The organism is Salipiger sp. PrR003, assembly GCF_010500785.1.
Taxonomy (GTDB): Bacteria; Pseudomonadota; Alphaproteobacteria; order Rhodobacterales; family Rhodobacteraceae; genus Salipiger; species Salipiger pacificus_A.
This window is the reverse complement of the sequence record NZ_JAAGOV010000041.1, coordinates 65379-88294: the sequence shown is the minus strand read 5'-3', so window position 1 is coordinate 88294 and position 22916 is coordinate 65379. Positions and strand designations below refer to the sequence as shown.

At 66.2% G+C, this 22916-nt stretch carries 22 protein-coding genes; 11 read left to right on the top strand and 11 right to left on the bottom strand.

Features of this window, described 5'->3' with window-relative positions:
* Positions 1–12 precede the first annotated feature (12 nt).
* The 3 genes from preA to rpsD form a co-directional block, all read right to left on the bottom strand.
* Positions 13–1314 (bottom strand): NAD-dependent dihydropyrimidine dehydrogenase subunit PreA, encoded by a 1302-nt coding sequence (gene preA, locus G0D83_RS14120; RefSeq protein ID WP_164195093.1) that lies wholly within the window; start codon positions 1312–1314, stop codon positions 13–15.
* A 12-nt stretch (positions 1315–1326) separates the two neighbouring features.
* Positions 1327–2649, bottom strand: a complete 1323-nt coding sequence (locus G0D83_RS14115) for an NAD(P)-dependent oxidoreductase (RefSeq protein WP_164195091.1) — start codon at positions 2647–2649, stop codon at positions 1327–1329.
* A 177-nt stretch (positions 2650–2826) separates the two neighbouring features.
* Positions 2827–3447, bottom strand: coding sequence for a 30S ribosomal protein S4 (rpsD, locus tag G0D83_RS14110; protein ID WP_108964563.1), 621 nt, complete (start codon positions 3445–3447; stop codon positions 2827–2829).
* A 353-nt stretch (positions 3448–3800) separates the two neighbouring features.
* Here rpsD and G0D83_RS14105 point away from each other — a divergent pair, with 353 nt between their 5' ends.
* From G0D83_RS14105 to G0D83_RS14090, 4 genes are all read left to right on the top strand, one after another.
* The gene (locus G0D83_RS14105; protein WP_164195089.1) at positions 3801–4031 is read left to right on the top strand and encodes a hypothetical protein; all 231 of its coding nucleotides are present in this window, start codon (positions 3801–3803) and stop codon (positions 4029–4031) included.
* Between the two features lie 249 nt (positions 4032–4280).
* Positions 4281–5456, top strand: a complete 1176-nt coding sequence (locus G0D83_RS14100; protein WP_108964561.1) for an acetyl-CoA C-acetyltransferase — start codon at positions 4281–4283, stop codon at positions 5454–5456.
* A 145-nt stretch (positions 5457–5601) separates the two neighbouring features.
* Positions 5602–6324, top strand: a complete 723-nt coding sequence (gene phbB, locus G0D83_RS14095; RefSeq protein WP_108964560.1) for an acetoacetyl-CoA reductase — start codon at positions 5602–5604, stop codon at positions 6322–6324.
* Positions 6325–6504: 180 nt separating this feature from the next.
* Positions 6505–7428 carry a VOC family protein gene (locus G0D83_RS14090; protein WP_164195087.1) on the top strand — a complete coding sequence of 308 codons (924 nt, stop codon included), beginning with the start codon at positions 6505–6507 and terminating at the stop codon, positions 7426–7428.
* Positions 7429–7792: 364 nt separating this feature from the next.
* Here the strand turns inward: G0D83_RS14090 and G0D83_RS14085 are convergent, their stop codons facing one another.
* The 3 genes from G0D83_RS14085 to G0D83_RS14075 all read right to left on the bottom strand — a co-directional run bounded on the left by G0D83_RS14085 (position 7793) and on the right by G0D83_RS14075 (position 9077).
* The gene (locus G0D83_RS14085; protein WP_095881329.1) at positions 7793–7966 is read right to left on the bottom strand and encodes a YdcH family protein; all 174 of its coding nucleotides are present in this window, start codon (positions 7964–7966) and stop codon (positions 7793–7795) included.
* A 113-nt stretch (positions 7967–8079) separates the two neighbouring features.
* Complete coding sequence (locus tag G0D83_RS14080) at positions 8080–8859, bottom strand: methyltransferase domain-containing protein (RefSeq protein ID WP_164195085.1); 780 nt, start codon at positions 8857–8859, stop codon at positions 8080–8082.
* Positions 8856–9077, bottom strand: coding sequence for a DUF2007 domain-containing protein (locus tag G0D83_RS14075; RefSeq protein ID WP_108964557.1), 222 nt, complete (start codon positions 9075–9077; stop codon positions 8856–8858). Before G0D83_RS14075 ends, G0D83_RS14080 begins: the two co-directional genes overlap by 4 nt.
* A gap of 54 nt (positions 9078–9131) precedes the next feature.
* On the opposite strand from G0D83_RS14075, the gene G0D83_RS14070 reads away from it, so the two are divergent.
* Complete coding sequence (locus G0D83_RS14070; protein ID WP_164195083.1) at positions 9132–10133, top strand: polyprenyl synthetase family protein; 1002 nt, start codon at positions 9132–9134, stop codon at positions 10131–10133.
* Positions 10134–10161: 28 nt separating this feature from the next.
* Here the strand turns inward: G0D83_RS14070 and G0D83_RS14065 are convergent, their stop codons facing one another.
* Together G0D83_RS14065 and G0D83_RS14060 are read right to left on the bottom strand one after the other, a co-directional pair.
* Positions 10162–11046 carry a 4-(cytidine 5'-diphospho)-2-C-methyl-D-erythritol kinase gene (locus G0D83_RS14065; RefSeq protein ID WP_164195081.1) on the bottom strand — a complete coding sequence of 295 codons (885 nt, stop codon included), beginning with the start codon at positions 11044–11046 and terminating at the stop codon, positions 10162–10164.
* Entirely contained in the window at positions 11033–12760 is a 1728-nt protein-coding gene (locus G0D83_RS14060; RefSeq protein WP_164195079.1) for a tetratricopeptide repeat protein, read from the bottom strand. The genes G0D83_RS14065 and G0D83_RS14060 overlap by 14 nt, the downstream gene beginning before the upstream one ends.
* Before the next feature lie 189 nt (positions 12761–12949).
* On the opposite strand from G0D83_RS14060, the gene G0D83_RS14055 reads away from it, so the two are divergent.
* Both G0D83_RS14055 and G0D83_RS14050 read left to right on the top strand, forming a co-directional pair.
* Positions 12950–13411, top strand: coding sequence for a MarR family winged helix-turn-helix transcriptional regulator (locus G0D83_RS14055; protein ID WP_164195077.1), 462 nt, complete (start codon positions 12950–12952; stop codon positions 13409–13411).
* Positions 13408–15264, top strand: coding sequence for an FUSC family protein (locus G0D83_RS14050; RefSeq protein ID WP_164195074.1), 1857 nt, complete (start codon positions 13408–13410; stop codon positions 15262–15264). Before G0D83_RS14055 ends, G0D83_RS14050 begins: the two co-directional genes overlap by 4 nt.
* Positions 15265–15273: 9 nt before the next feature.
* Here G0D83_RS14050 and G0D83_RS14045 read toward each other — a convergent pair whose 3' ends face one another.
* Complete coding sequence (locus tag G0D83_RS14045) at positions 15274–16230, bottom strand: putative zinc-binding metallopeptidase (RefSeq protein ID WP_164195072.1); 957 nt, start codon at positions 16228–16230, stop codon at positions 15274–15276.
* A 311-nt stretch (positions 16231–16541) separates the two neighbouring features.
* On the opposite strand from G0D83_RS14045, the gene rimP reads away from it, so the two are divergent.
* From rimP to infB, 4 genes are read left to right on the top strand one after another with little or no spacing between them, the layout of a single operon-like run.
* Positions 16542–17126, top strand: coding sequence for a ribosome maturation factor RimP (gene rimP, locus G0D83_RS14040; RefSeq protein ID WP_108964551.1), 585 nt, complete (start codon positions 16542–16544; stop codon positions 17124–17126).
* A 4-nt stretch (positions 17127–17130) separates the two neighbouring features.
* Entirely contained in the window at positions 17131–18753 is a 1623-nt protein-coding gene (gene nusA / locus G0D83_RS14035) for a transcription termination factor NusA (RefSeq protein WP_108964550.1), read from the top strand.
* A 7-nt stretch (positions 18754–18760) separates the two neighbouring features.
* Positions 18761–19414 (top strand): RNA-binding protein, encoded by a 654-nt coding sequence (locus tag G0D83_RS14030; protein ID WP_108964549.1) that lies wholly within the window; start codon positions 18761–18763, stop codon positions 19412–19414.
* 10 nt (positions 19415–19424) lie between these two features.
* Positions 19425–21950: a translation initiation factor IF-2 gene (infB, locus tag G0D83_RS14025; RefSeq protein ID WP_108964548.1), complete on the top strand. Its 2526-nt coding sequence runs from the start codon at positions 19425–19427 to the stop codon at positions 21948–21950.
* 208 nt (positions 21951–22158) lie between these two features.
* Here infB and G0D83_RS32515 read toward each other — a convergent pair whose 3' ends face one another.
* Together G0D83_RS32515 and mutT are read right to left on the bottom strand one after the other, a co-directional pair.
* Positions 22159–22281, bottom strand: a complete 123-nt coding sequence (locus G0D83_RS32515) for a hypothetical protein (protein WP_095882083.1) — start codon at positions 22279–22281, stop codon at positions 22159–22161.
* A 160-nt stretch (positions 22282–22441) separates the two neighbouring features.
* Positions 22442–22843 (bottom strand): 8-oxo-dGTP diphosphatase MutT, encoded by a 402-nt coding sequence (gene mutT, locus G0D83_RS14020; protein ID WP_164195070.1) that lies wholly within the window; start codon positions 22841–22843, stop codon positions 22442–22444.
* Positions 22844–22916: the final 73 nt, after the last annotated feature.

The window sequence follows — 22916 nt, the reverse complement described above, 5'->3', positions numbered from 1 at the left end:
CCGCCCCTTTGATCACTCCGCCGCGCGGGCCATCGGGTTGTTGGGATGGGTGGTCCAATCGTCGAACTCGGCGGGCACCACCTTGCCGGTGCGCGGGTCCGTCGCGCCCACGTCCATCCGCTCCATGCTGATGCAGCCCTCGACCGGGCAGACGTTGACGCAGAGGTTGCAAGCCACGCATTCATCGTCCTTGACCGTGAACACCCGATCTTCGGACATGGCGATGGCCTGATGCGAGGTGTCCTCGCAGGCCGCATAGCAGCGCCCGCAGGAGATGCAGAGGTCCTGGTCGATCTTCGCCTTGGAGATGGCGTTGAGGTTCAGGTTCTGCCAGTCCGACACGTTCGGCACCGCGCGGCCTACCAGATCGGACAGCTCGACGCCCTTTTCGTCGAGATACTGCGACAGCCCCGAGATCATCTCCTGCACGACCTTGAAGCCATAGGTCATCGCCGCCGTGCAGACCTGCACGTTGCCCGCCCCCAGCGCCATGAACTCCGCCGCGTCGCGCCACGTCGTCACCCCGCCAATGCCCGAGATCGGCATCCCGCGCGTTTCCGGCGAGCGGGCGATCTCGGCCACCATGTTGAGCGCGATGGGCTTCACCGCCGGGCCGCAATAACCGCCGTGCGCGCCCTTGCCGTCGATGGTCGGCTCGGGAGCGAAGAGGTCGAGATCGACCGAGGTGATCGAGTTGATCGTGTTGATCAGGCTGACCGCATCCGCGCCCCCGCGCTTGGCCGCCTCGGCGGGCTTGCGGACGTCGGTGATGTTGGGCGTCAATTTGACGATGCAGGGCATGCGCGAGTTCTGCTTCACCCAGCGGGTCACCATCTCGATGTACTCGGGCACCTGCCCCACCGCCGAGCCCATGCCGCGCTCGCTCATGCCGTGCGGGCAGCCGAAGTTCAACTCGACGCCATCCGCGCCGGTCTCCTCGACCAGCGGCAGGATCGCCTTCCACGCCGCCTCTTCGCAAGGAACCATGAGCGAGACCACGAGCGCGCGGTCGGGATAGTCGCGCTTGACCGCCTTGATCTCGCGCAGGTTCACCTCGAGCGGGCGGTCGGTGATCAGCTCGATGTTGTTGAGCCCCAGAAGCCGCCGGTCCGCCCCCCAGATCGCGCCGTAGCGCGGGCCGTTGACGTTGACCACCGGCGGGCCTTCCTCGCCGAGGGTCTTCCAGACCACCCCGCCCCAGCCCGCCTCGTAGGCGCGGCGGACGTTGTACTCCTTGTCGGTCGGCGGCGCGGAGGCCAGCCAGAACGGGTTGGGCGATTTGATGCCCACGAAGTCACTCGTCAGATTTGCCATGTCGGTCCCTCCTCAGCGCATCAACGTGGCGTGGATGTCTTCGGCCGCGTCGCGGCCCTCGGCGACGGCGGTGACGGTCAGGTCATCCCCCCCGGCGGCGCAGTCGCCCCCGGCCCAGACCCCGGGCACGGAGGTGCGCCCCGGTCCCTCGACCGCGATCTTGCGGCCATCGAGCTCTGGCAAGCCCTCGGCAACCAGGCTCTGGCCGATGGCCCGGAAGACCTGATCGGCGGGCAGGCGGAAGCTCTCGCCCGTGGGCGTCAGATCATCGTCGGTGAACTCGAACTCGATCTCGCGCACCGCGCCGTTGCCGTGTACCGCCTTCGGCGTGGCATTGCAGATGATCCGCACGCCCTTGGCCTGCGCCAGTTCCTGCTCGAATGCGCTCGCCGCCATGCGCTCCTGCGAGCGGCGGTAGACGATGGTCACGTTGAGCGCGCCCAGCAACTTCGACTGCACGGCGGCATCGACTGCGGTCATGCCACCGCCAATCACCACCACGTCGCGGCCCACCGGCAGCGCGGCGAGATCACCCGCCTGCCGCAGATCGGCAATGAAATCGACCGCGTTCGTGACGCCCTCGCGATCGTCGCCGCCGATCCCCAGCGCATTGACCCCGCCAAGGCCCAGTCCGAGGAACACCGCGTCATAATCCGAGCTCAGCTCTGCCAACGTAATGTCACGCCCGAGCATCCGGCCCGTCTCGATGGCGATGCCACCGATTCCCAGCAGCCAGTCCACCTCGCGCGCGGCGAAATCGTCTGTGCTCTTGTAGGCGGCGATGCCGAACTCGTTGAGCCCGCCGGGCTTGGCGCGCGCATCGAGGATCACGACGTCATGACCCTTCATCGCCAGACGGTGCGCGCAGGACAGGCCCGCAGGCCCCGCCCCAACCACCGCAACGCGCTTTCCCGTCGGCGCGGCGCGCTCGAATGGGTGGGTGTTGCGCGCCATGATGCGGTCTGTGGCGTAGCGCTGCAGCCGACCGATCTCGACCGGCTTGCCCTCGGCCACCTCGCGCACGCAGACCTCCTCGCAGAGCGTCTCGGTGGGGCAGACCCGGGCGCACATGCCGCCGAGGATGTTCTGCGACAGGATCGTCTTGGCCGCCGCCTCGGGCGTGCCGGTGGCGATCTGCCGGATGAAGAGCGGAATGTCGATCGAGGTCGGGCATGCCGTCGCGCAGGGCGCGTCGTGGCAGAAATAGCAGCGATCCGCCGCCACCAGGGCCTCGTGATCATCGTAAGGTGGGTGCAGGTCCGAGAACCCCTCTTCCAGCGCCTGCGGCTCAAGCCGTCCCGCGCGGATCCCTCCTGCCAGTTGTCTTGCGTCCATCGGTCGCCTCCCCGCTGCCTTGCGCAATGGAGAAACGCTCTCACAGGTCAAATTTTTTATCAATCGGTAAAATAATTGCATCGCCCGACGCGGGGGAAATTGCTCAAAACCCGGGCAGAAACGCAGAAAGGCCGCGCATCGCTGCGCGGCCTTCCAAGGATCGTACGAACAGAAGGATCAGTTCTGCGCGTAGTATTCGATGACGAGGTTCGGTTCCATCTGAACCGCGTAGGGCACGTCGGCGAGGCCGGGGGTGCGCACGAAGGTCGCGGTCATCTTGGAGTGGTCGGCCTCGATGTAGTCGGGAACGTCACGCTCTGCGAGCTGGACGGCCTCGAGCAGAACAACCATCTGCTTCGACTTCTCGCGGACCTCGATCACGTCGCCTTCCTTCACGCGGTAGGAGGGGATGTTCACGCGCTTGCCGTTCACCATCACGTGGCCGTGGTTCACGAACTGACGGGCCGCGAAGACGGTCGGCACGAACTTGGCGCGGTAGACGACGGCGTCCAGGCGGCGCTCGAGCAGGCCGATGAGCAGCTCACCGGTGTCACCCTTGAGGCGTTCCGCGTCGCCGAAGATGCGACGGAACTGCTTCTCGGTCAGGTCACCGTAGTAGCCCTTGAGTTTCTGCTTGGCGCGGAGCTGCAGACCGAAGTCCGACATCTTGCCCTTGCGGCGCTGGCCGTGCTGGCCGGGGCCGTATTCGCGCTTGTTCACCGGGGACTTGGCACGGCCCCAGATGTTCTCGCCCATGCGGCGGTCAATTTTGTACTTGGCAGACGTGCGTTTGGTCACGGCTGATCTCCTTCATAAGTTGTGAAGGGCGTTGTCCTTCTGCCCGGAGGCCGACAGGCATCCCCTTGCGGGGGCCACCAACACCAATGAGCGGGCGCTTATATGGGGATCGCGGTGGGAGTCAACTGCTGTTTGCAGGCGCACCCTGTCTTCCCTGGCCCTGCGGCGCTTGATCCAATGCCAAACCTCGTGCCTGCAACCTGACGGGGCGCTCGGCCCGCGCGACACCGACACCACGAAGCGTGCGCGTCGCGGTCCATCACCAGCAGGTGTTGCCGGTCTTCCAGCCGGCCTGCAGGCGGGCGGGGGAAGCGCCGTGCGCGCCACCTTGCGATGCACGATTTCGGCGGGCGATGACCGCGCTTCGGCCGTATACGCGCTTCAGCTTCGACATCCTCGAGATCGGCAGACAGGTGATCCGCGGCATCGACCGGGCCCCGGACGAAGCGGTGCTGCTGCGCGTCACCGCGGCCGAATCGATTGAGACGCGGACCAAGTCAGAGCTCGCCACGACCGCCGAGGACACCTGCCTGGATCGGTACGACCAAGCCGCGCCGATCGTGCTCAAAGGGACGCTGGGCTAGGCGCCAAACGTCTCCTCTCCCTAAATTCTTGCAAAATCGGCGCAACTCCCCCTGCGGACGATTTTCTCCCGCCTGACTTCACAGCCTGCGACGAATTGCGCAAACAGGTGAGAATCGACGCCGCCGCCTCTGTGCAGTTGCGGATCCCCGCGTTATCAAAAGAACCAAGGCCAGATGCGGAGCCACTGCCCCCGCCAAGAGGGCGAGGGGACGCGGTCCGATCGCATGTTTGCTTGGAGGGAGAATTTCATGACCAATGTCGTAATCGCGTCCGCGGCACGTACCGCCGTGGGCAGCTTCAGCGGCGCCTTCGCCAATACCCCCGCCCATGACCTCGGCGCGGCCATGCTCGACGCGCTGGTCGCCCGCGCCGGCATCGACAAGGGCGAGGTGTCCGAGACCATCCTCGGCCAGGTGCTCACCGCGGCCCAGGGTCAGAACCCGGCGCGCCAGGCGCATATCAATGCCGGTCTGCCCAAGGAAAGCTCGGCCTGGTCGATCAACCAAGTCTGCGGCTCGGGCCTGCGCACCGTGATGCTGGGCGCACAGCACATCCTGCTTGGCGACGCCGACATCGTCTGCGCCGGCGGTCAGGAGAACATGACCCTTGCGCCCCATGCCGCGCATCTGCGCGCCGGCCACAAGATGGGCGATGTGAGCTACATCGACACGATGATCCGCGACGGCCTCTGGGATGCCTTCAACGGGTACCACATGGGCCAGACCGCCGAAAACGTCGCGCAGCAGTGGCAGATCAGCCGCGAGCAGCAGGACGAATTCGCGCTGGCCTCGCAGAACAAAGCCGAGGCGGCACAGAAGGCCGGCAAGTTCGACGACGAGGTGATCCCCTTCACCGTCAAGACCCGCAAGGGCGAGATCATCGTCGACAAGGACGAGTACATCCGCCACGGCGCCACCATAGAGGCGATGCAGAAGCTGCGCCCGGCCTTCGCCAAGGACGGCTCGGTCACCGCGGCCAACGCCTCGGGCATCAACGACGGCGCCGCAGGTGTGCTGCTGATGAGCGCCGACAATGCCGAAAAGCGCGGCATCGAGCCGCTCGCCCGCATCGTCTCTTACGCCACCGCGGGTCTCGACCCGTCGATCATGGGCGTCGGACCGATCCACGCCTCGCGAAAGGCGCTGGAGAAAGCCGGCTGGAAGCCCGAGGACCTCGATCTCGTCGAGGCCAACGAGGCCTTCGCCGCGCAGGCCTGCGCGGTGAACAAGGACATGGGCTGGGATCCGGCGATCGTGAACGTGAACGGCGGCGCCATCGCCATCGGCCACCCGATCGGTGCCTCGGGCGCCCGCATTCTGAACACGCTGCTCTTCGAGATGAAGCGGCGCGACGCCAAGAAGGGCCTCGCGACGCTCTGCATCGGGGGCGGTATGGGCGTCGCCCTGTGTGTCGAACGAGACTGACGACGTGAAGAGGGGCGCCCCGGCGCCCCTTTTTCTTAGCGCGGATTGCCGCACGTGGAAAACCTCTGCGCAATAATATTGCTGTAAAGTTTTAAACAGAGTAAGAACATTACCGGACTACGAAGGTTCCGAATTGGAGGGAAGAATGACGAAAGTTGCATTGGTCACCGGCGGCAGCCGCGGGATCGGGGAGGCGATCTCGAAGGCACTCAAGGCCGAAGGTTACGAAGTCGCAGCGACATACGCCGGCAACGACGAGAAGGCCCAGGCCTTCACCGCGGAAACGGGCATCAAGACCTACAAGTGGAACGTCGCGGATTACGAGGCATCCAAGGCTGGCATCGCGCAGGTCGAGGCGGATCTCGGCCCGATCGACGTGGTGGTGGCCAATGCCGGCATCACCCGCGACGCGCCCTTCCACAAGATGACCCCCGAGCAATGGAAAGAGGTCATCGACACCAACCTCACCGGCGTGTTCAACACCGTGCACCCGCTCTGGCCGGGCATGCGCGAGCGCAAGTTCGGGCGGGTCATCGTCATCTCGTCGATCAATGGCCAGAAGGGCCAGTTCGCGCAAGTGAACTACGCCGCAACCAAGGCGGGTGATCTAGGCATCATCAAGTCTCTGGCGCAGGAAGGCGCACGCTATGGCATCACCGCCAATGCCATCTGCCCCGGGTACATCGCCACCGAGATGGTCATGGCCGTGCCCGAGAAGGTGCGCGAGCAGATCATCGCGCAGATCCCCGCCGGCCGCCTTGGCGAGCCCGAGGAGATCGCCCGCTGCGTGGTCTTCCTCGCCGACGAGAAGGCTGGCTTCGTGAACGGCTCGACAATCTCGGCCAACGGCGGTCAGTTCTTCGTCTGACGCCCGCGCAGACATGATCAATGACAGGCCCCGGGCGCCCGCTCCGGGGCCTTTTGGTATAACAGGTCGGCACCTTTCCGTCGGCTGTGCACTGATGCAGCCCTTTCGCGCGGCCATATTCGTTTTCAGAAAACCCGCTAGCGCCTATATGGGGATCAATTCTTCATCAGGAGAGAGACCATGCTTACACAGATCAAGGGCCTGCATCACGTGACCGCGCTGGCCAGCAGTGCGTCTCGGAACAACACCTTCTTCACCCACACGCTTGGCCTGCGGCGGGTCAAAAAGACCGTCAACTTCGACGCCCCCGACGTCTATCACCTTTACTACGGTGACGAACTGGGCACTCCCGGCAGCGTCATGACCTACTTCCCCTTCCCCCATGCCACCCGCGGCCGCCGGGGCACCGGCGAGGTCGCGACCACCGCCTTCGCCGTCCCCGAGGGGTCGCTCGACGCCTGGGAGGCGCGACTGACCGAGGCCGGCGTCACCGGGATCGACCGGCTCAACCGCTACGGCGAGCACCGCCTCGCCTTCGAGGGACCGGACGGCGAAGGGCTGGCACTGGTCGAGGCCGAAGACAGCCGTCTTCCCTGGACCGGTGGCAGTGTCGGTGAGGACATTGCGATCCGCGGCTTCCACTCGGTGCAGATGCGCCTGCGCGACGCGGGGCCGACCGCCGAGCTGATGGGCGCCATGGGCTACAAGGAAGAGTGCCGCCAGGCCAACGTGATGCGCCTGGTGTTGCCGGAGCATAATGGTGCGGGCACCATCGACATTGAAACCGTCGACGCCCCCCAAGGAACCCAGAGCGCCGGCAGCGTCCATCACATCGCCTTCGCGGTGGAGGATCGCGCGGCACAGCTCGAAGTGCGCAAGGCGCTCACCGAGCAGGGCTACCAGATCACGCCGCAGATCGACCGGGATTACTTCTATGCGATCTACTTCCGAAGCCCCGGCGGCGTTCTCTTCGAAGTGGCGACCAACGAACCCGGCTTCGACCGTGACGAGGATCGCGCGCACCTCGGCGAGGCGCTGAAGCTGCCGAGTCAGCACGCGCATCTGCGCGAGCAGCTCGAGAAGACCCTCGAGCCCATCGACTGATGTCTTCCGGGACCAATTTATCGCAGATTGGAATCCCTCCTCTCAAGGCAGCGCCCCCGGAGTTTGGGTCTCCGGGGGCGCTTTCTTTGACAGGGCGCGGCACGCACGACCTTCCGAATGCGCGGACCAATCGGGCCGCGGCCATCCTTGCAAGGGTGAAAAGGGATGCGTGTTGAAAGGCGTGCTCTGAAATGCCGCATCGTCGCGCGCCGGTTGGCGCCTTGCCCTGCTGCCCGGGCCCGGAGATTCGGGCCCGGAACCTCTGCGATCCTGAGGCGCGGCGGCCACTTGGATCGGTGTCTCACGTCCACTCTCGAGGCAGGTAGGTGGCTGTCCCTCGCGGGTGCTGCCTGCCCGTGCCTAGTTAGGTGGCCTCTGCCGAGAGCCGGCTAATCTCTTCCTTGATCCGGAGTTTCTGCTTCTTCAGGGCTGCAACATGCAGGTCGTCCACGCCCGGACTACGCTGCATTTCTTCCACCGTGGTGGCGAGGTTCTGGTGCTTCTTCTTCAGTTCCTGCAGGTGAGAAGTTAAGCTCATTATATCCTCCTTCTTGCTTTGGGCACATACAGTGCAGCATAACTTTTACATTCTGTCACGCCGCACCCGCAGCATTGCTTAGCGCAGGCTCAAGGCGATGCTCGGACTTTCGCTCACCCACCAAAGATGATCGATTTTCCGTCACGCAAGGCTGCTTTAACGACATTTGTATAATCTTCGCCGTCTTCAAGGTGGCACGCGCCAGCGTGAAGCACGAGCGGCGGGCAAAGGCGGAAAGCTGCCCGCCCTCCTTTGCGTCCGCGCGCGAGAATCAGCCGGGGCGCGCGGCCCTCGCGCGGGGCAAGCGGCAGCACCTCGACAGAGCCCAGATGCGCATTCAGCGCGGCCAGCAGTTCCGGCAACCGCTCCACCCGTTGCACGAAGGTCGCGGTACCGCGTGGCTTGAGACGCTTCGCGGCCAGCGCCACCCAATCCCCCAGCGGAAGCGCGCCGGCCTGCGCCAGCTCGATCCCCGCATCCGGCGAGACGCTGCGCTTGCCCGGCTCGAAATACGGCGGGTTGGCGAAAACGTGATCGAAGCAGCGCGCCTTCAGCGCGGCGGGCGGCCGCGCGAGGTCCGCTTCGAGGATCTCCCCCTCGAGACCGTTCTCGGCAATGTTACGCCGCGCGAGCGCGGCATAGCCGGGCTGAAGCTCCACGCCGGCCACCCGCAGCCCGCCAACACGCACGCCAAGACAGACCAGCGCCGGGGCTGCGCCGCAGCCGAGCTCCAGCACCTCCTGCCCGGGCCGCGCCTCGACACTCGCCGCCAGCAGTACGGGATCCACCCCGGCGCGATATCCAAGACCTTGTTTCGGCTGCCATATCTTTGCACGCCCGCCGAGGAAGTCGTCGCAGCGCAGCGCCTCCTCGGCAAAGATGTCGCGTCTCACGCGCCGGACTCGAACGAAATGCCGAAGTCGCGCAGCACCCGCCGTGCCGCCTCGAGCTCGCCGCTGCGGACCATCAGCCTGCGCGGAAGTATACCCAAGGAGCCCTCGAGGACGCTCATATTTACGTCCAACTCAAAGCTGTCTATACCCTGCCCATCAAGGAGGGTCTTCGCCAGCGGTATCAGGGTGATGTCGGTTGTGCGCAGAAGTTCTTCCATACTGGGGATGTAAGGACAGGGCCCCGGCCTTGTCGAGCCTGTGACGGGGGTCTGATGGGCTTGGATACGGCAAAAGCGAAACCGCACGATCGCCTGGCGTCGATGCTGTCCGACGAGATGGGTGCGGTGAACACCCTGATCCGCGAGCGGATGGCCTCGAAACATGCGCCGCGCATCCCGGAGGTGACCGCGCATCTGGTCGAGGCGGGCGGCAAGCGCCTGCGTCCGATGCTGACGCTGGCCGCGGCGAATATCTGTGGCTACGACGGCCCCTACCACGTGCATCTCGCCGCGACGGTGGAGTTCATCCATACCGCGACCCTGCTGCATGACGACGTGGTCGACGAAAGCGCGCAGCGGCGCGGCCGGCCCACCGCCAACCTGCTGTGGGACAACAAGTCCTCGGTGCTGGTCGGCGACTATCTCTTTGCCCGCAGCTTCCAGCTGATGACCGAGACCGGCAACTTGCGCGTGCTGGAAATCCTGTCGAACGCCTCTGCAACCATCGCCGAGGGCGAGGTGCTGCAACTCACCGCTGCGCAGGATCTCGGCACCACCGAGGACATCTACCTGCAGGTCGTGCGCGGCAAGACCGCCGCGCTCTTCTCGGCCGCGACCGAGGTGGGCGGAGTCATTTCCGGGGCCGACCCGGCGCAGGTGCAGGCGCTCTTCGATTATGGCGACGCGCTTGGCATCGCCTTCCAGATCGCCGATGACCTGCTCGATTACATGGGTGAAAGCGCGGCCACCGGCAAGAACGTCGGCGACGACTTCCGCGAACGAAAGTTGACCCTGCCCGTAATCAAGGCCGTGGCCGCCGCCGACTCCGAGGAGCGCGCCTTCTGGCAGCGCACCATCGAGAAGGGCAAGCAGGAAGAGGGCGATCTCGACTACGCGCTCGAGCTGCTGCACAAGCACGGGGCGCTGGACGCCACGCGCGAGGATGCGCTCGGCTGGTCGGAAAAGGCCAAGGCCGCGATGGCGCAGCTGCCGCAGTCCGAACTCCGCGACGTGATGATCGAGTTGGCAGATTTCGTGGTGGCGCGGCTCTACTGAGCCCGCGCCCGTCGCGGTAAGGCCAAGATCAGCCCCGGCGCGGCATCGCCCGCGCCTGCTGATCCCCCAAGAGCCCCTCGGCGATCCACCACTCCGGGCGGGCCGCGCGCAGGGCCTCTGCCCCCGCCCCTGCCTCTGCCATCGTGGCGAAGAGCCCGAAGCAGGTGGCCCCCGATCCCGACATGCGCGCCAGCCGGCAGCCCGGCAGAGCGGCCAGTTCCGCCAGCAGGGTGCCGATCACCGGCTCCAGCGCGATGGCCGCGGGCTCCATGTCGTTGCGCATGCCCGCCAGCCAGTTGATCAGCGGCTCGGGTTCGGTGAACTCCGGCAGATGCTCGGGCATCGGGGGATTGTCGCGCGCGGTGAGGCTACGGAAAATCTGCGGTGTCGAGACCGGCACCCGCGGGTTGACGAGCACAGCGGGCAGCGGGGGCAGGCTGACGTGCGTCAGACCTTCGCCGATCCCGCGAACCCGTACCGGGCGCGAAGCAAGACACATGGGCACGTCCGCCCCGAGCGCCAGAAGCGCCGCTTCCGCCCGCGCCAGACCATCGGCATCCAACGCCCCGGCCTCGGCCAGCACGGCGCGGGCCGCCGCCGCAGCGTCCGCCGAGCCGCCGCCGATGCCCGAGGCCACCGGCAGGACCTTTTCCAGCACGATCGCGGCGCCCTGACCCTCCCCCACCATGGCGGCGGCGCGCAGGGCGAGATTGTCGCCATTGGCGGGCAGCCCCTCGGCCTCCGGCCCTTCGAGGCGAAGGGTCAGCTCCTCGGCTGGCGCGACGCGAAGCGTGTCGCCCACCGGCGCGAAGGCGACCAGCGAGTCGAGCAGGTGATAGCCGTCGTCGCGCTGGCCGGTAATGTGCAGGGTCAGATTGACCTTCGCCGGGGCGAAGACGTCACTCCACGTCATGCGCCACCTTCAGCGGCGGCCGGCCCTCTTCGGCAAGCACGGTATCGAGCCCAACTGCCAGCTTCCGGCGGATACGCTCTGGCTCGACATCGTCCGAGGCGTCTTCCCAGCCGACGAAGGAGAGCGCGCGCTGCCACTGGAAGCGCGCCTCGGTCTTGCGGCCGACGGCCCAGTAGACGTCGCCGAGGTGGTCGTTGACCACCGGGTCGACCGCCATCAGCTCGGCAGCGCGCTCCATGTGGCCCACCGCCTCGTCGTAGCGCCCCAGCCGGTAGAGCGCCCAGCCGAGGCTGTCGACGATATAGCCGCTCTGCGGCTCTGCCTCGACGGCGCGCTCGATCATCTCCAGCGCCTCGTCGAGGTTCACGTGGTGCTCGACCATGGAATACCCGAGGTAGTTCAGCACCTGCGGCTGGTTCGGCACGAACTCCAGCGCGGCGCGGAAGTCCTTTTCGGCGGCCTCCCAGTTCCCGTCCCGCTCCTTGCAGATCCCGCGGGCGTAATAGAGGAACCATTGCGCCGGATCGGGCTCGGCGAAGGTGGCCAGCGCCCGGTCATAGGCGGTGATCGCCTCCCCGTAGCGCTCGAGCTGCCGCATCAGATCCCCAAGCGCCGATTGCACCGCCGGCAGGTTGCCATGCGTGTCGGCCAGCTGTTCCAGCACCTCGACCGCGGCATCGAGCTTGCCCTCGGCGCGCAGCGCGTCGGACCGGCCCAGCTCTGCCACGTGGTATGCGGCATCTTCGCGTGGCACGCGGCGATAGGTAGCGGCGGCGAGCTCGTACTGGCCCATCTTCTCCAGCAGTTCACCCGCCATCAGCAGCGCGCCGACGTGATCGGGGCGCAGGTACTCGGCCACGCGCACGTGCAGCAGCGTGTAATCCTCGGCGGATTCATTGGCCAGCGCACCGGCAATGGTGAAGAAGACCTCGGCAATGCCGTCGCGGGCCGAGGTGACGATGTCGAATGGCAGCGTCTCGCCCGCCTCGAGCTTGGCACGCAGATCCTCCATGCCGGGGTCGAGCTGCTGCCCGAAGGCCTCGTCGATCAGCGACACGGCATCGGACTGGCGGTTGATCTGCGACAAGATCTGGATCCGCGCCAGCACCGCGCTGCGGGTCATCTGCATGCCGCCGCCCGCAGGATCGGCAAAAATCGCCTCGGCCCCCTCGAAGTCGCCGACGGATGCCAGCGCCATGGCCTTGTGATAGGCGGCGAAACCGGCGAGTCCACGCTCTTCGGCCACGGCATCGAAGGAGGCCAGTGCCGCGCTCACGTCGCCGCGGCCCAGCTCGGCCCAGGCCTTCAGCAGCCCGTCGACCAGCGCCCCCGCCGAGCGGCCTTCTTCGATCCGCTTCAGCAGCTCGGCGTAGTTCTCTTCGTGGGCCAGCACGGCAATCTCGGCAAGCTGGCCGATCTGACTGCTGTGGCCCAGTGCCGTGAGACGTTCGGCCAGCGCCTCGGCCCGGACGAAATCGCCGAGGCCGATGTTCGCCAGCGCGGCGCGCTCGAGCAGGTCTGCGTTCTCGGGGTCGTGCTTGACCGCCTCGCCGTAGTAGCGGGCCGCCGCCTTGAAGTCCCCGGCGAAGCTGGCCTGCCGTGCGGCAAGGTAGTCGCCCGACAGGCTGTCGGCGGAAACCGCCCCGGCCCCTGCCACCATCAGTGCAAGCGCGAGAACCGTGCCGCGAAGTGTCCCGAATGCCTTGCCCGACATGCCGCCTCCTGTTGATTGGTTGGCGCGAAGACTAGACCGCGCCGCTCCCCGGCGCAATCCGCGCCCCGTTCACGGGGCGGCGAGCGCGAGGCCCCGCCGGCACACACGCCGAGCGTTGCAACCATTTGCCGCTCTCCCGGCATCAGTGTTTGATTTGTATTCCAAATCATTTTGACATACATGCTTTTCATGACACAGACTCCCTCCCCCCGCGACCGCTTCGGCTTTGCCTTCATCACCCTTGCCCGGCAATGGCACCGGGTGGTCGACACGCGCCTTGCAGAAGCCGGCCTCAGCGACGCCACTTGGCGTCCGCTCGTCCACCTCGCCGAAGGCGGAGACGGCATAAGCCAGCGCGATCTCGCGGCGCGGATCAGCCTCGACACCTCGACGTTGGTGCGGCTCCTCGACATGTTGGAGACCCGCGGCCTCGTCGAGCGGCGGGTCGATTCCTCGGACCGCCGCGCGCGCCGCATCCATCTGACCGCGGAGGGGCGGACCGAGCTCGCGCGCATCCGCGCCATGCTGTTGCAGGCCGAACGTGAACTCCTCGCCGAGATCACCGAAGACGAGACAGGCGCCATGCTGGACGCCTTCACCCGCATCGCCGCCCGCGCCGAGGCCATGCTGACCGAGGAGGCGGAGGCGTGAGCGCCGCGCTGGAAAGCCTTGGCTTCAACAAGGCCCGGCTGACCTTTGCCCTGCGCACCGCCTTTGCCGCCTGCCTGGCGCTGGTGGCGGCCTGGCTGCTCGGTCTGGAGCACCCTCAATGGGCGGGGATGACCGTCTGGGCGGCCTCGCAGCCAGTCCGGGGGCAATTGCTGGAAAAGGGCCTTTTCCGCTTCGCCGGCACGGTGATCGGCACGGTCGCCGGCGTCGGGCTGATCCTGGCCATGCAGGTCCACCCGGCCCTGCTGGTCATCGGGCTGGCACTCTGGGTCGGGCTCTGCACCGGGCTCGCCAACCTCCTGCGCGGCTTTTTCGCCTATGGCACGGTGCTGGCGGGCTATACCGCCGCGATGGTCGCCCTGCTCGACGTCGGCCACCCCGAGACCGTCTGGGCGCTCGGCGCAGACCGGATGGCGACGGTGCTGGTGGGCGTGCTCGCCGCGCTGGTGGTGGGTTGGCTTTTTGCGCCCGCCGCCGACGGCGACGCGTTGCGCTCGCGCGTCCGTGGCATACTGGCCGACCTCTGCGACCAGCTTTCGAGGCATGGCTCCGACCCCGAAGCGGCGCGGCGCCTGATCTCGGACATGGCAGACATTGAGGAGGCGCTCGACCCGCATGCCGCTGGCTCGCTTCGCTCGCGCCGCGAGACTCGCGCCAGCCGCGCGCTGCTGTCGACCGCGCTGTCGGTGCTGCTCTGGCACCGCGGGCAAAAGGCAAACACCCTGCCCGACGCCGCGTGCTTGGCCCTGAATGAGGCCGCCGAGGCCCTGCGCGGGGGCGACAGCGCTGCAGCGCACGCCGCGCTCGGGCGCGCCGCGGCCGATCCCGACGCTGCGGAGACACTGCAACCCCTGGTCCAGGCCCTCGCCCGCTGGCGCGCGCCCGAAAACCGCTCGGCCCCGGGGGCCGAGCACCTTTTGCCCGTGGTGCTGCACCGCGATTGGATCGGCGCCCGCGAGGCGGCGATCCGCGCCACCGGCGCACTGCTGCTCTTCGGCCTGATCTGGCAGATCACCGGCTTCGCGGCCGGCGCCTTCCTGCTGCTCGGGATGTCGATCATGATCTCTATCTTCACCACCTTCGAGAACCCGATCGCCCTGCTGCCCTACGTGTTCCTTGGCCAGCTCATGGGCGCGGGCATGGCACTGGCGATCCGCTGGCTGATCTGGCCGCAGGCGGGGGCGGATTGGCAGCTTGTGGCGATGGTGCTGCCGTTCATCTTGCTTGGCGGCCTGCTCGGCGGGCACGACCGGGGCATGAGGGTCAGCTTCGATGTCAACATGGTGATGCTGCTCCTGCTGCACCCGGCGCTGCCGCTCACCGGCGATTTTGGCACTTCTGTGCTTATGGCTCTTGCCGTTGTAGCCGCGCCGCTCACCGCACTGGTGGCCTATCGCACGGTCTATCCGCCGACCCTGCGCCGCAAGCAGGTCACGCTGGCGAAGATGATGCTGCACGATGTGGCGGCGTTGGCCGGTGATGGCGAAGCGCTGCGCCACCGCGCGGCCTGGCGCGCCCGGTTCTATCACCGAATGCTGCGGCTCTTCCGGCTGACCGGGCGCTCGGCAAGGGCGCAGCGCAGCGCACTAGACAGCGGGCTGGCGCTGCTTGATCTTGGCCATGCGACCCTGCGGGCGCATGAGATCCTCGCAAACCCCGCCACGCCTCCCGCCAAACGCCGCGCACTCAAGGCGGCGCTGGCCCGGCTCGAACGCATCCGCGAAACTCCGGCTCGCGCCGAAGGCGCCCTCAGCCGTCTTGCGCGGCGTGAAATCGGGGCGGATGCCGAGATCTTCCGCCATGCGGCGCGCAGCGCGGCATTGCTGGCGCGCTAAAAGGGCGCCTTAGAGACGCCGCAGCCAGCGGTGCGCCAGCGCCATCTTCTCGCGCACCGGCTGGGTCAGCACGAAGGGATAGAGATCGGGCAGGTCGAGCGCCCGGTTCACGTGGTTCACCGCGATCGACAGGTTTACGGCGCGGGTGATCAGCGCCTCGGTGTCGGTTTCTAGGTAGGGATCGTAGCCCTCCGCCGGGAAATCCGGCAGCCGCAAACCGCTGGCCAGACCGCTGTCGAGCATCGAGACAAGATGCTGCAGATGCGCGAGGGTTTCGGCCCAGTCCTCGTGCGGGTGGGCGGTGGCATAGGTCGTGATGTACTCCGAGCCGGGCTCTTTCGGAGCCTTGTAATGCTGATCCAGGGCCTCCGCGTAATCCGCGCGCTCGTCCCCGAAGCGCGCCCGGAAATCTTCGAGAAAGGCCGGATCCTCGGCCAGCCGCAGGAAGAGGAAATGCGCCATCTCGTGCCGCATGTGCCCGAGCATCGTGCGGTAGAGTTCTTCGAACTGCTCCTGCCGGCGCGCGAGGACTGCCTCGCTCGCCTCGGTGACGTTAATGGTGATGACCCCGTTCGCATGTCCCATGACCACGTCCGCCTCGCCATGAAGCGTCTCCTCCGAGAGCATGCGAAAGACCGGGCGCGGGCCGATGTCGGCGGGCGTGAACCAGCCCCAGCGCGCCAGCTCGGCGAGCATCTGGCGCTTGACCAGCTCGCTGTCGGCCCAGAGCGGAAGGTTCTGCTCGGCGCGCAGGTCGGGCACCGTCTCGGTCATTGCGCAGGACCGGCAGAGATCGCCCTCTTCTGCCACCCAGTTGCAGGCGATGTCATCGCGATTGGCGCAATGCCGGGCGCCCGCGAGCATGGCCTGCGCGTCGGGATCGAAGCTGACCTCCTGCCCGCAGCTGCAGGCGAGGTTGTGGAAGTAGACCCTGCTCGAGCAGGCGGGGCAGCGGAAGATTTGCATCTGGGATTCTCATGTGCGGGGTACGAGTCGGTAACTTCTCGGGGCGACCATGCGTTCCCATGCATCAATCAAGCCCATCAGAGGGCGCATGGAAAGGGGATTGCGTGAGGGGTGGAGACGGTGGCGCGCGTTCTCGGCGGCAAAGCGCGCGCAGCCACAGCCGCCCTTGGGTGAATCACCCTTGCGAAATCCGCAGCAGACACGTATATGCCCCTTCAACAGCGGCGCGTCGGTCCTGGCACCGAAGCTCCACCGGGAAACACCGACGGGCCGCGCGCCCGTATTTTTGTTTCCGAAGGAGTCGGAGAAACATGACCGACCTCATCGCCAAATCATCGCTCGACAAGCGCCTCGCCGAGATCGTCGGCCCCGTCATCGAAGACATGGGGTTCGAACTTGTGCGCATCCGTCTCATGGGGGGCAAGACCGCCACCCTGCAGATCATGGCCGAACGCCCCGAGGGCGGCATCGAAGTCGATGAATGCGCCGACATCTCCACCGCGGTCTCCGCCGTGCTCGACGTCGAGGACCCGATCATCGACGCGTATACGCTCGAGGTTTCCTCGCCCGGGATCGACCGCCCCCTCACCCGCCTCAAGGACTTCGAGACCTTCGAGGGCTACGAGGTGAAGATCGAAACCGCCGAGATGATCGACGGCCGCAAGCGCTGGCGCGGCGTGGTCGCCGGGGTCGAGGGCGGCGAAGTGCTGCTCAACATCGAGGAGGGCGGCGAAGACCAAACCATTGGCCTGCAATTCGACTGGCTGTCGGACGCCAAGCTGGTGCTCACCGACGATCTGATCCGAGACATGCTTCGTGCCCGCAAGGCGCAGGAAGTGGACGAAACCAAATTCGACGACATCGAGGCCGACGACGCGGCCGCTCAGGAGGACTAAGACCATGGCCATCACCTCTGCCAACCAGCTCGAGCTTCTGCAGACCGCAGAAGCCGTCGCTCGCGAGAAGATGATCGACCCCTCGCTGGTGATCGAAGCGATGGAAGAGAGCCTCGCCCGCGCCGCCAAGAGCCGCTACGGCTCGGAGATGGACATCCGCGTGAAGATCGACCGCAAGACCGGTCGCGCCAGCTTCACCCGCGTGCGCACCGTGGTCGAGGATGACCTTCTCGAGAACTACCAGGCCGAGATGACCGTCCAGCAGGCCAAGCAGTACATGGCCGAGCCCAAGGTCGGCGACACCTATGTCGAGGAAGTCCCGCCGGTCGACCTCGGCCGTATCGCCGCGCAGAGCGCCAAGCAGGTGATCCTGCAGAAGGTGCGCGAAGCCGAGCGTGACCGCCAGTACGAGGAATTCAAGGACCGTCAGGGCACGATCATCAACGGCCAGGTCAAGCGCGAGGAATACGGCAACGTCATCGTCGACGTGGGCCGTGGCGAAGCCATCCTGCGCCGCAACGAGAAGATCGGCCGCGAGAGTTACCGCCCCGGCGACCGCATCCGCTGCTACGTCAAGGACGTGCGCCGCGAAGCGCGCGGCCCGCAGATCTTCCTGTCGCGCACCGCGCCGGAATTCATGGCCGAGCTGTTCAAGATGGAAGTGCCGGAAATCTACGACGGCATCATCGAGATCAAGGCCGTGGCCCGTGACCCGGGCTCGCGCGCCAAGATCGGCGTCGTGTCCTACGATGGCTCGATCGACCCGGTCGGCGCTTGCGTGGGTATGCGCGGCAGCCGCGTGCAGGCCGTTGTGAACGAACTGCAGGGCGAGAAGATCGACATCATCCCGTGGAACGAGGACATGCCGACCTTCCTCGTGAACGCGCTGCAGCCGGCCGAAGTGTCGAAGGTGGTTCTCGACGAGGACGCCGAGCGCATCGAAGTCGTCGTGCCCGATGAACAGCTGTCGCTGGCCATCGGCCGCCGCGGCCAGAACGTGCGCCTCGCCTCGCAGCTGACCGGCCTCGACATCGATATCATGACCGAGGAAGAAGAATCGAAGCGCCGCCAGGCCGAGTTCGAAGAGCGCACCAAGCTCTTCATGGACACGCTGGACGTCGACGAGTTCTTCGCGCAGCTGCTGGTGGCCGAGGGCTTCACCAACCTCGAGGAAGTGGCCTACGTCGAGCTCGACGAGCTGCTGGTGATTGACGGCGTCGACGAAGGCACCGCCGAAGAGCTGCAGACCCGTGCCCGCGAGTTCATCGAAGAGCAGGCCCGCAAGGCGCTCGAGAAGGCGCGCGAGCTGGGCGTTGAGGAGAGCCTCATTGAATTCGAGGGCCTCACTCCCCAGATGGTAGAGGCACTGGCGCAGGACGACATCAAGTCGCTCGAAGACTTCGCCACCTGCGCAGACTGGGAACTTGCCGGTGGCTGGACCACGGTCGACGGCCAGCGCCAGAAGGACGACGGTCTGCTCGAGAAATTCGGCGTGGACCTCGAAGAGGCGCAGAATATGATCATGACCGCCCGCGTGATGCTGGGCTGGGTCGACCCCGAGGAACTCGTGTCCGGCGCGGCAGAGAGCGATGAGCTCGACGGCGAGCCCGACGAGGCGGAGGCCTGAGTCCCAGATGAGCCGCGGAGGTCAGGATAAGGACGGGGCAGACGGGCCCGAACGGCGCTGCATCGCCACTGGCGACGTGGAGCCCAAGGGCGGTCTGATCCGTTTCGTGGTCGGGCCCGAGGGTCAGGTCGTTCCTGACCTCGCGGGCAAGCTGCCCGGTCGGGGCATCTGGGTCTCGGCCGATCGCAAGGCATTGGAAAAGGCGGCGGGCAAGGGTCTCTTTGCCCGCGCGGCCAAGGGGCCGGTAACGGTTCCCGAAGGGCTGCCAGACCTCATCGAGGGCATGCTTGCCCGACGGGTGGTCGAGCTGATCAGTCTCGCCCGCAAGGGCGGCGGCGCGGTCTCGGGTTATGAAAAGGTGAAGGACTGGCTTTCGAAAGAGGAAGCCCGCGTCCTGATCCAGGCCGAGGACGGATCGGCCCGCGGGAAGACGAAATTGAGTACTCCCTACGGGGGGAACTACATCGGCTGGCTCACTGCGGACGAGCTGGGGCTGGCCTTCGGACGCGAAAAGGTGATACATGCAGCGCTTGGCGCTGGTGGACTCACCAAACGTGTTGTAGAGGAGGCCCAACGTTTGAAGGGCCTGCGCGTCGCATCGGCAGACGCGAAAACGGCAGCAGGGGCTGCCGCGGGCGGCAAGGGCCGCCGGAAAGGATAAGAGAATCTTAATGAGCGATAACGACGGCAAGAAGACTTTGGGTTTGCGCGGCGGCTCCCACTCGGGGAACGTGAAGCAGAGCTTCAGCCACGGCCGCACAAAGAACGTCGTGGTAGAAACCAAGCGCAAACGCGTCGTGGTCCCGAAAGCGGGCGCCGCAGGCGGTGCAAAGGGTTCGGGCGGCGGATCGCATGGCGGATCGGGCAAGCGCCCGGCGGGCATCACCGACTCGGAGATGGAACGCCGGCTGCGCGCGCTGCAGGCCGCTAAGGCGCGCGAAGCCGAAGAGACTGCTCAGCGCGAGGCCGTGGAAAAGGCCCGCGCCGAGGAGCGTGAGCGCATGCGCGCCGAAAAGGAACAGAAAGAGCGCGAGCAGCGCGAGGCCGAAGAGCGTGCCAAGGCGAAAGCCGAGGAAGAACAGCGCAAGGCCCGCGAAGCTGCCGAGGCCGCGGAAGCGGCCAAGAAGGCAGAAGCCGCGCCCAAGAAAGCCGCTGCTGCGGCCAAGGACGACAGCGCTGCAGGGGCTCCGGCCCGCGCAGGCGGTGCGCCCGGGGCCAAGCCGGCGGCTCAGCCGCAGCGCAAGGCCGAACGCGAGCGCGAAGAGCGTGGCCGCTCGGCGCGTGCCCGCGACGATGGCAACCGCCGCTCCGGCAAACTGACGCTGAACCAGGCTCTGGGCGGCGAAGGTGGCCGGCAGAAATCCATGGCCGCGATGAAGCGCAAGCAGGAGCGCGCGCGTCAGAAGGCCATGGGCGGTGCGCAGTCGCGCGAGAAGGTCGTGCGCGACGTTCAGCTGCCCGAGGCGATCACGGTGGCGGAACTCGCCAACCGTATGGCCGAGCGCGTGGCTGACGTGGTGAAGTCGCTCATGCAGAGCGGCATCATGGCGACGCAAAACCAGAGCATTGACGCCGACACGGCGGAACTGATCATCGAGGAGTTCGGCCACCGCGTGACCCGCGTGTCCGATGCTGACGTCGAGGACGTGATCAAAACCGTGGACGACAAGCCGGAAGACCTCCTGCCGCGTCCGCCGGTCATCACGATCATGGGCCACGTCGACCACGGCAAGACCTCGCTGCTCGACGCGATCCGCAACACCAGTGTGACCTCCGGCGAAGCCGGCGGCATCACCCAGCACATCGGCGCCTACCAGGTGACGACGAAGAACGGCGACGTGCTGTCCTTCCTCGACACCCCGGGTCACGCCGCCTTCACCTCGATGCGCTCGCGTGGCGCGCAGGTGACGGACATCGTCGTGCTGGTGGTTGCCGCGGATGACGCCGTGATGCCGCAGACGGTCGAGGCGATCAGCCACGCGAAAGCGGCCAAGGTGCCGATGATCGTGGCGATCAACAAGGTCGACAAGCCGTCCGCGAACACGACCAAGGTGCGCACCGACCTGTTGCAGCACGAAGTCGTCGTCGAGGAAATGTCGGGTGACGTGCAGGACGTCGAGGTTTCGGCCAAGACCGGCCAGGGTCTCGACACGCTGCTCGAAGCCATCGCGCTGCAGGCGGAAATCCTTGAGCTCAAGGCCAACCCGAACCGCGCCGCACAGGGGGCTGTCATCGAAGCGCAGCTCGACGTGGGCCGTGGTCCGGTGGCGACGGTGCTCGTGCAGAACGGCACGCTCAAGCAGGGCGACATCTTCGTCGTGGGCGAGCAGTACGGCAAAGTCCGTGCGCTGATCAACGACAAGGGTGAGCGCGTTCAGGAAGCGGGACCGTCGGTGCCTGTCGAGGTGCTGGGTCTCAACGGCACGCCCGAGGCCGGCGACGTTCTCAACGTCACCGAGACCGAGGCGCAGGCACGCGAGATCGCCGAGTACCGCGCACATGTGACCAAGGACAAGCGCGCCGCAGCCGGTGCCGCGACGACCTTGGAACAGCTGATGCAGAAGGCCAAGGACGACGAGAACGTCTCGGAACTGCCCGTCATCGTGAAAGCGGACGTGCAGGGCTCGACCGAAGCGATCGTCCAGGCGCTCGAGAAGGTCGGCAACGACGAGGTCCGCGTGCGCGTCATCCACTCCGGTGTGGGCGCGATCACCGAGACCGACATCGGCCTCGCCGAAGCCTCGGGCTGCCCGGTCATCGGCTTCAACGTCCGTGCCAACGCTCCGGCCCGCAACGCGGCCAACCAGAAGGGCGTGGAGATCCGCTACTACTCGGTGATCTACGACCTCGTGGACGATGTGAGAGCGGCGGCCTCGGGCCTGCTGTCGAACGAAATCCGCGAGAACTTCATCGGCTACGCGGCGATCAAGGAAGTCTTCAAGGTGTCCAACGTCGGCAAAGTCGCCGGCTGCCTGGTCACCGAGGGCATCGCCCGCCGCTCCGCAGGTGTTCGCCTGCTGCGCGACAACGTGGTGATCCACGAAGGCACGCTGAAGACCCTCAAGCGCTTCAAGGACGAGGTTGCCGAGGTGCAATCCGGCCAGGAATGCGGCATGGCCTTCGAGAACTACGATGATATCCGCCCCGGCGATGTCATCGAGATCTTCGAGCGCGAGGAAGTCGAGCGGTCGCTCTGATCGCCCTGCCCTCCTGCGGCAGCTGAATTTGAAAAGGCCGGCGATCACCTCGCCGGCCTTTTTGCTTGAGCCTTTGGCTTGCCCTTGGAGCGTTCATCTTCCCTGCACCGTGGACCGTGCGATCTTTGCCGACGTCAGCTTGGGGCAAAAAAATACGAGCCGCCTTTTCAGGCGACTCGCATGTCGTTGACTTCTACGGGGCGTACAATCAGACCGGGCGCCCGGTGAAAACCTGCTGGCCGACGCGGACGACGAGACGCCCATCGGGAAGGGTCTTCTCAAGAAAGCCCTGGACCGAGATGCAGCTCCCCATGATGATGGTGCGCAACATGTTGTGTCCTAAACTAAAACTCTGTGCGAACCATTATTACCCCAGTGGGCGATCCGAAACTACACAATTCTTGCACAAAACTGTTTCAATAATGAGCAAAACTGCCTGTTTTTGCGCTGATTTTCTGATCATACGCCCCAAAGCATCAAGAAATCCTTGATCAGAGCAAATCCCTGAGAATCGGTATCAGTGGCACGTCGGCAGGCGGCATCGGGTAGTCGGTGAGTTCGCGCGCCCGCGCCCATTTCAGCACCTGCCCCTCGCGCGCCTGGGGCACGCCCTGCCATTTGCGACAGGCAAAAAGCGGCATCAGCAGGTGGAAATCGTCATAGGCATGCGAGGCAAAGGTCAGCGGCGCAAGGCAGCTGTCCCAGGTCTCGATCCCAAGCTCCTCGTGCAGTTCCCGGATGAGCGCCGCCTCCGGGGTCTCGCCCGGCTCGACCTTGCCCCCCGGAAATTCCCAGAGCCCGGCCATGGACTTGCCCTCGGGCCGCTGCGCTAAGAGCACGCGCCCCTCGACGTCGATGAGGGCAACGGCAGAGACGAGAACGATGTTTTTCATGGCGAGGGGCTTTCCGTAGATGCAGAAACGCGAGGGGCGGAGCCCCTCGCGCTCTCCGGGATATGTGCCCCCA

Bases quoted from the DNA above. Each gene is read 5' to 3' on its own strand.
- preA (WP_164195093.1), bottom strand. From the start codon at position 1,314: ATGGCAAATCTGACGAGTGACTTCGTGGGCATCAAATCGCCCAACCCG.
- G0D83_RS14115 (WP_164195091.1), bottom strand. From the start codon at position 2,649: ATGGACGCAAGACAACTGGCAGGAGGGATCCGCGCGGGACGGCTTGAG.
- G0D83_RS14105 (WP_164195089.1), top strand. From the start codon at position 3,801: ATGACCGCGCTTCGGCCGTATACGCGCTTCAGCTTCGACATCCTCGAG.
- G0D83_RS14100 (WP_108964561.1), top strand. From the start codon at position 4,281: ATGACCAATGTCGTAATCGCGTCCGCGGCACGTACCGCCGTGGGCAGC.
- phbB (WP_108964560.1), top strand. From the start codon at position 5,602: ATGACGAAAGTTGCATTGGTCACCGGCGGCAGCCGCGGGATCGGGGAG.
- G0D83_RS14090 (WP_164195087.1), top strand. From the start codon at position 6,505: ATGCTTACACAGATCAAGGGCCTGCATCACGTGACCGCGCTGGCCAGC.
- G0D83_RS14085 (WP_095881329.1), bottom strand. From the start codon at position 7,966: ATGAGCTTAACTTCTCACCTGCAGGAACTGAAGAAGAAGCACCAGAAC.
- G0D83_RS14075 (WP_108964557.1), bottom strand. From the start codon at position 9,077: ATGGAAGAACTTCTGCGCACAACCGACATCACCCTGATACCGCTGGCG.
- G0D83_RS14070 (WP_164195083.1), top strand. From the start codon at position 9,132: ATGGGCTTGGATACGGCAAAAGCGAAACCGCACGATCGCCTGGCGTCG.
- G0D83_RS14065 (WP_164195081.1), bottom strand. From the start codon at position 11,046: ATGACGTGGAGTGACGTCTTCGCCCCGGCGAAGGTCAATCTGACCCTG.
- G0D83_RS14060 (WP_164195079.1), bottom strand. From the start codon at position 12,760: ATGTCGGGCAAGGCATTCGGGACACTTCGCGGCACGGTTCTCGCGCTT.
- G0D83_RS14055 (WP_164195077.1), top strand. From the start codon at position 12,950: ATGACACAGACTCCCTCCCCCCGCGACCGCTTCGGCTTTGCCTTCATC.
- G0D83_RS14045 (WP_164195072.1), bottom strand. From the start codon at position 16,230: ATGCAAATCTTCCGCTGCCCCGCCTGCTCGAGCAGGGTCTACTTCCAC.
- rimP (WP_108964551.1), top strand. From the start codon at position 16,542: ATGACCGACCTCATCGCCAAATCATCGCTCGACAAGCGCCTCGCCGAG.
- nusA (WP_108964550.1), top strand. From the start codon at position 17,131: ATGGCCATCACCTCTGCCAACCAGCTCGAGCTTCTGCAGACCGCAGAA.
- G0D83_RS14030 (WP_108964549.1), top strand. From the start codon at position 18,761: ATGAGCCGCGGAGGTCAGGATAAGGACGGGGCAGACGGGCCCGAACGG.
- infB (WP_108964548.1), top strand. From the start codon at position 19,425: ATGAGCGATAACGACGGCAAGAAGACTTTGGGTTTGCGCGGCGGCTCC.
- G0D83_RS32515 (WP_095882083.1), bottom strand. From the start codon at position 22,281: ATGTTGCGCACCATCATCATGGGGAGCTGCATCTCGGTCCAGGGCTTT.
- mutT (WP_164195070.1), bottom strand. From the start codon at position 22,843: ATGAAAAACATCGTTCTCGTCTCTGCCGTTGCCCTCATCGACGTCGAG.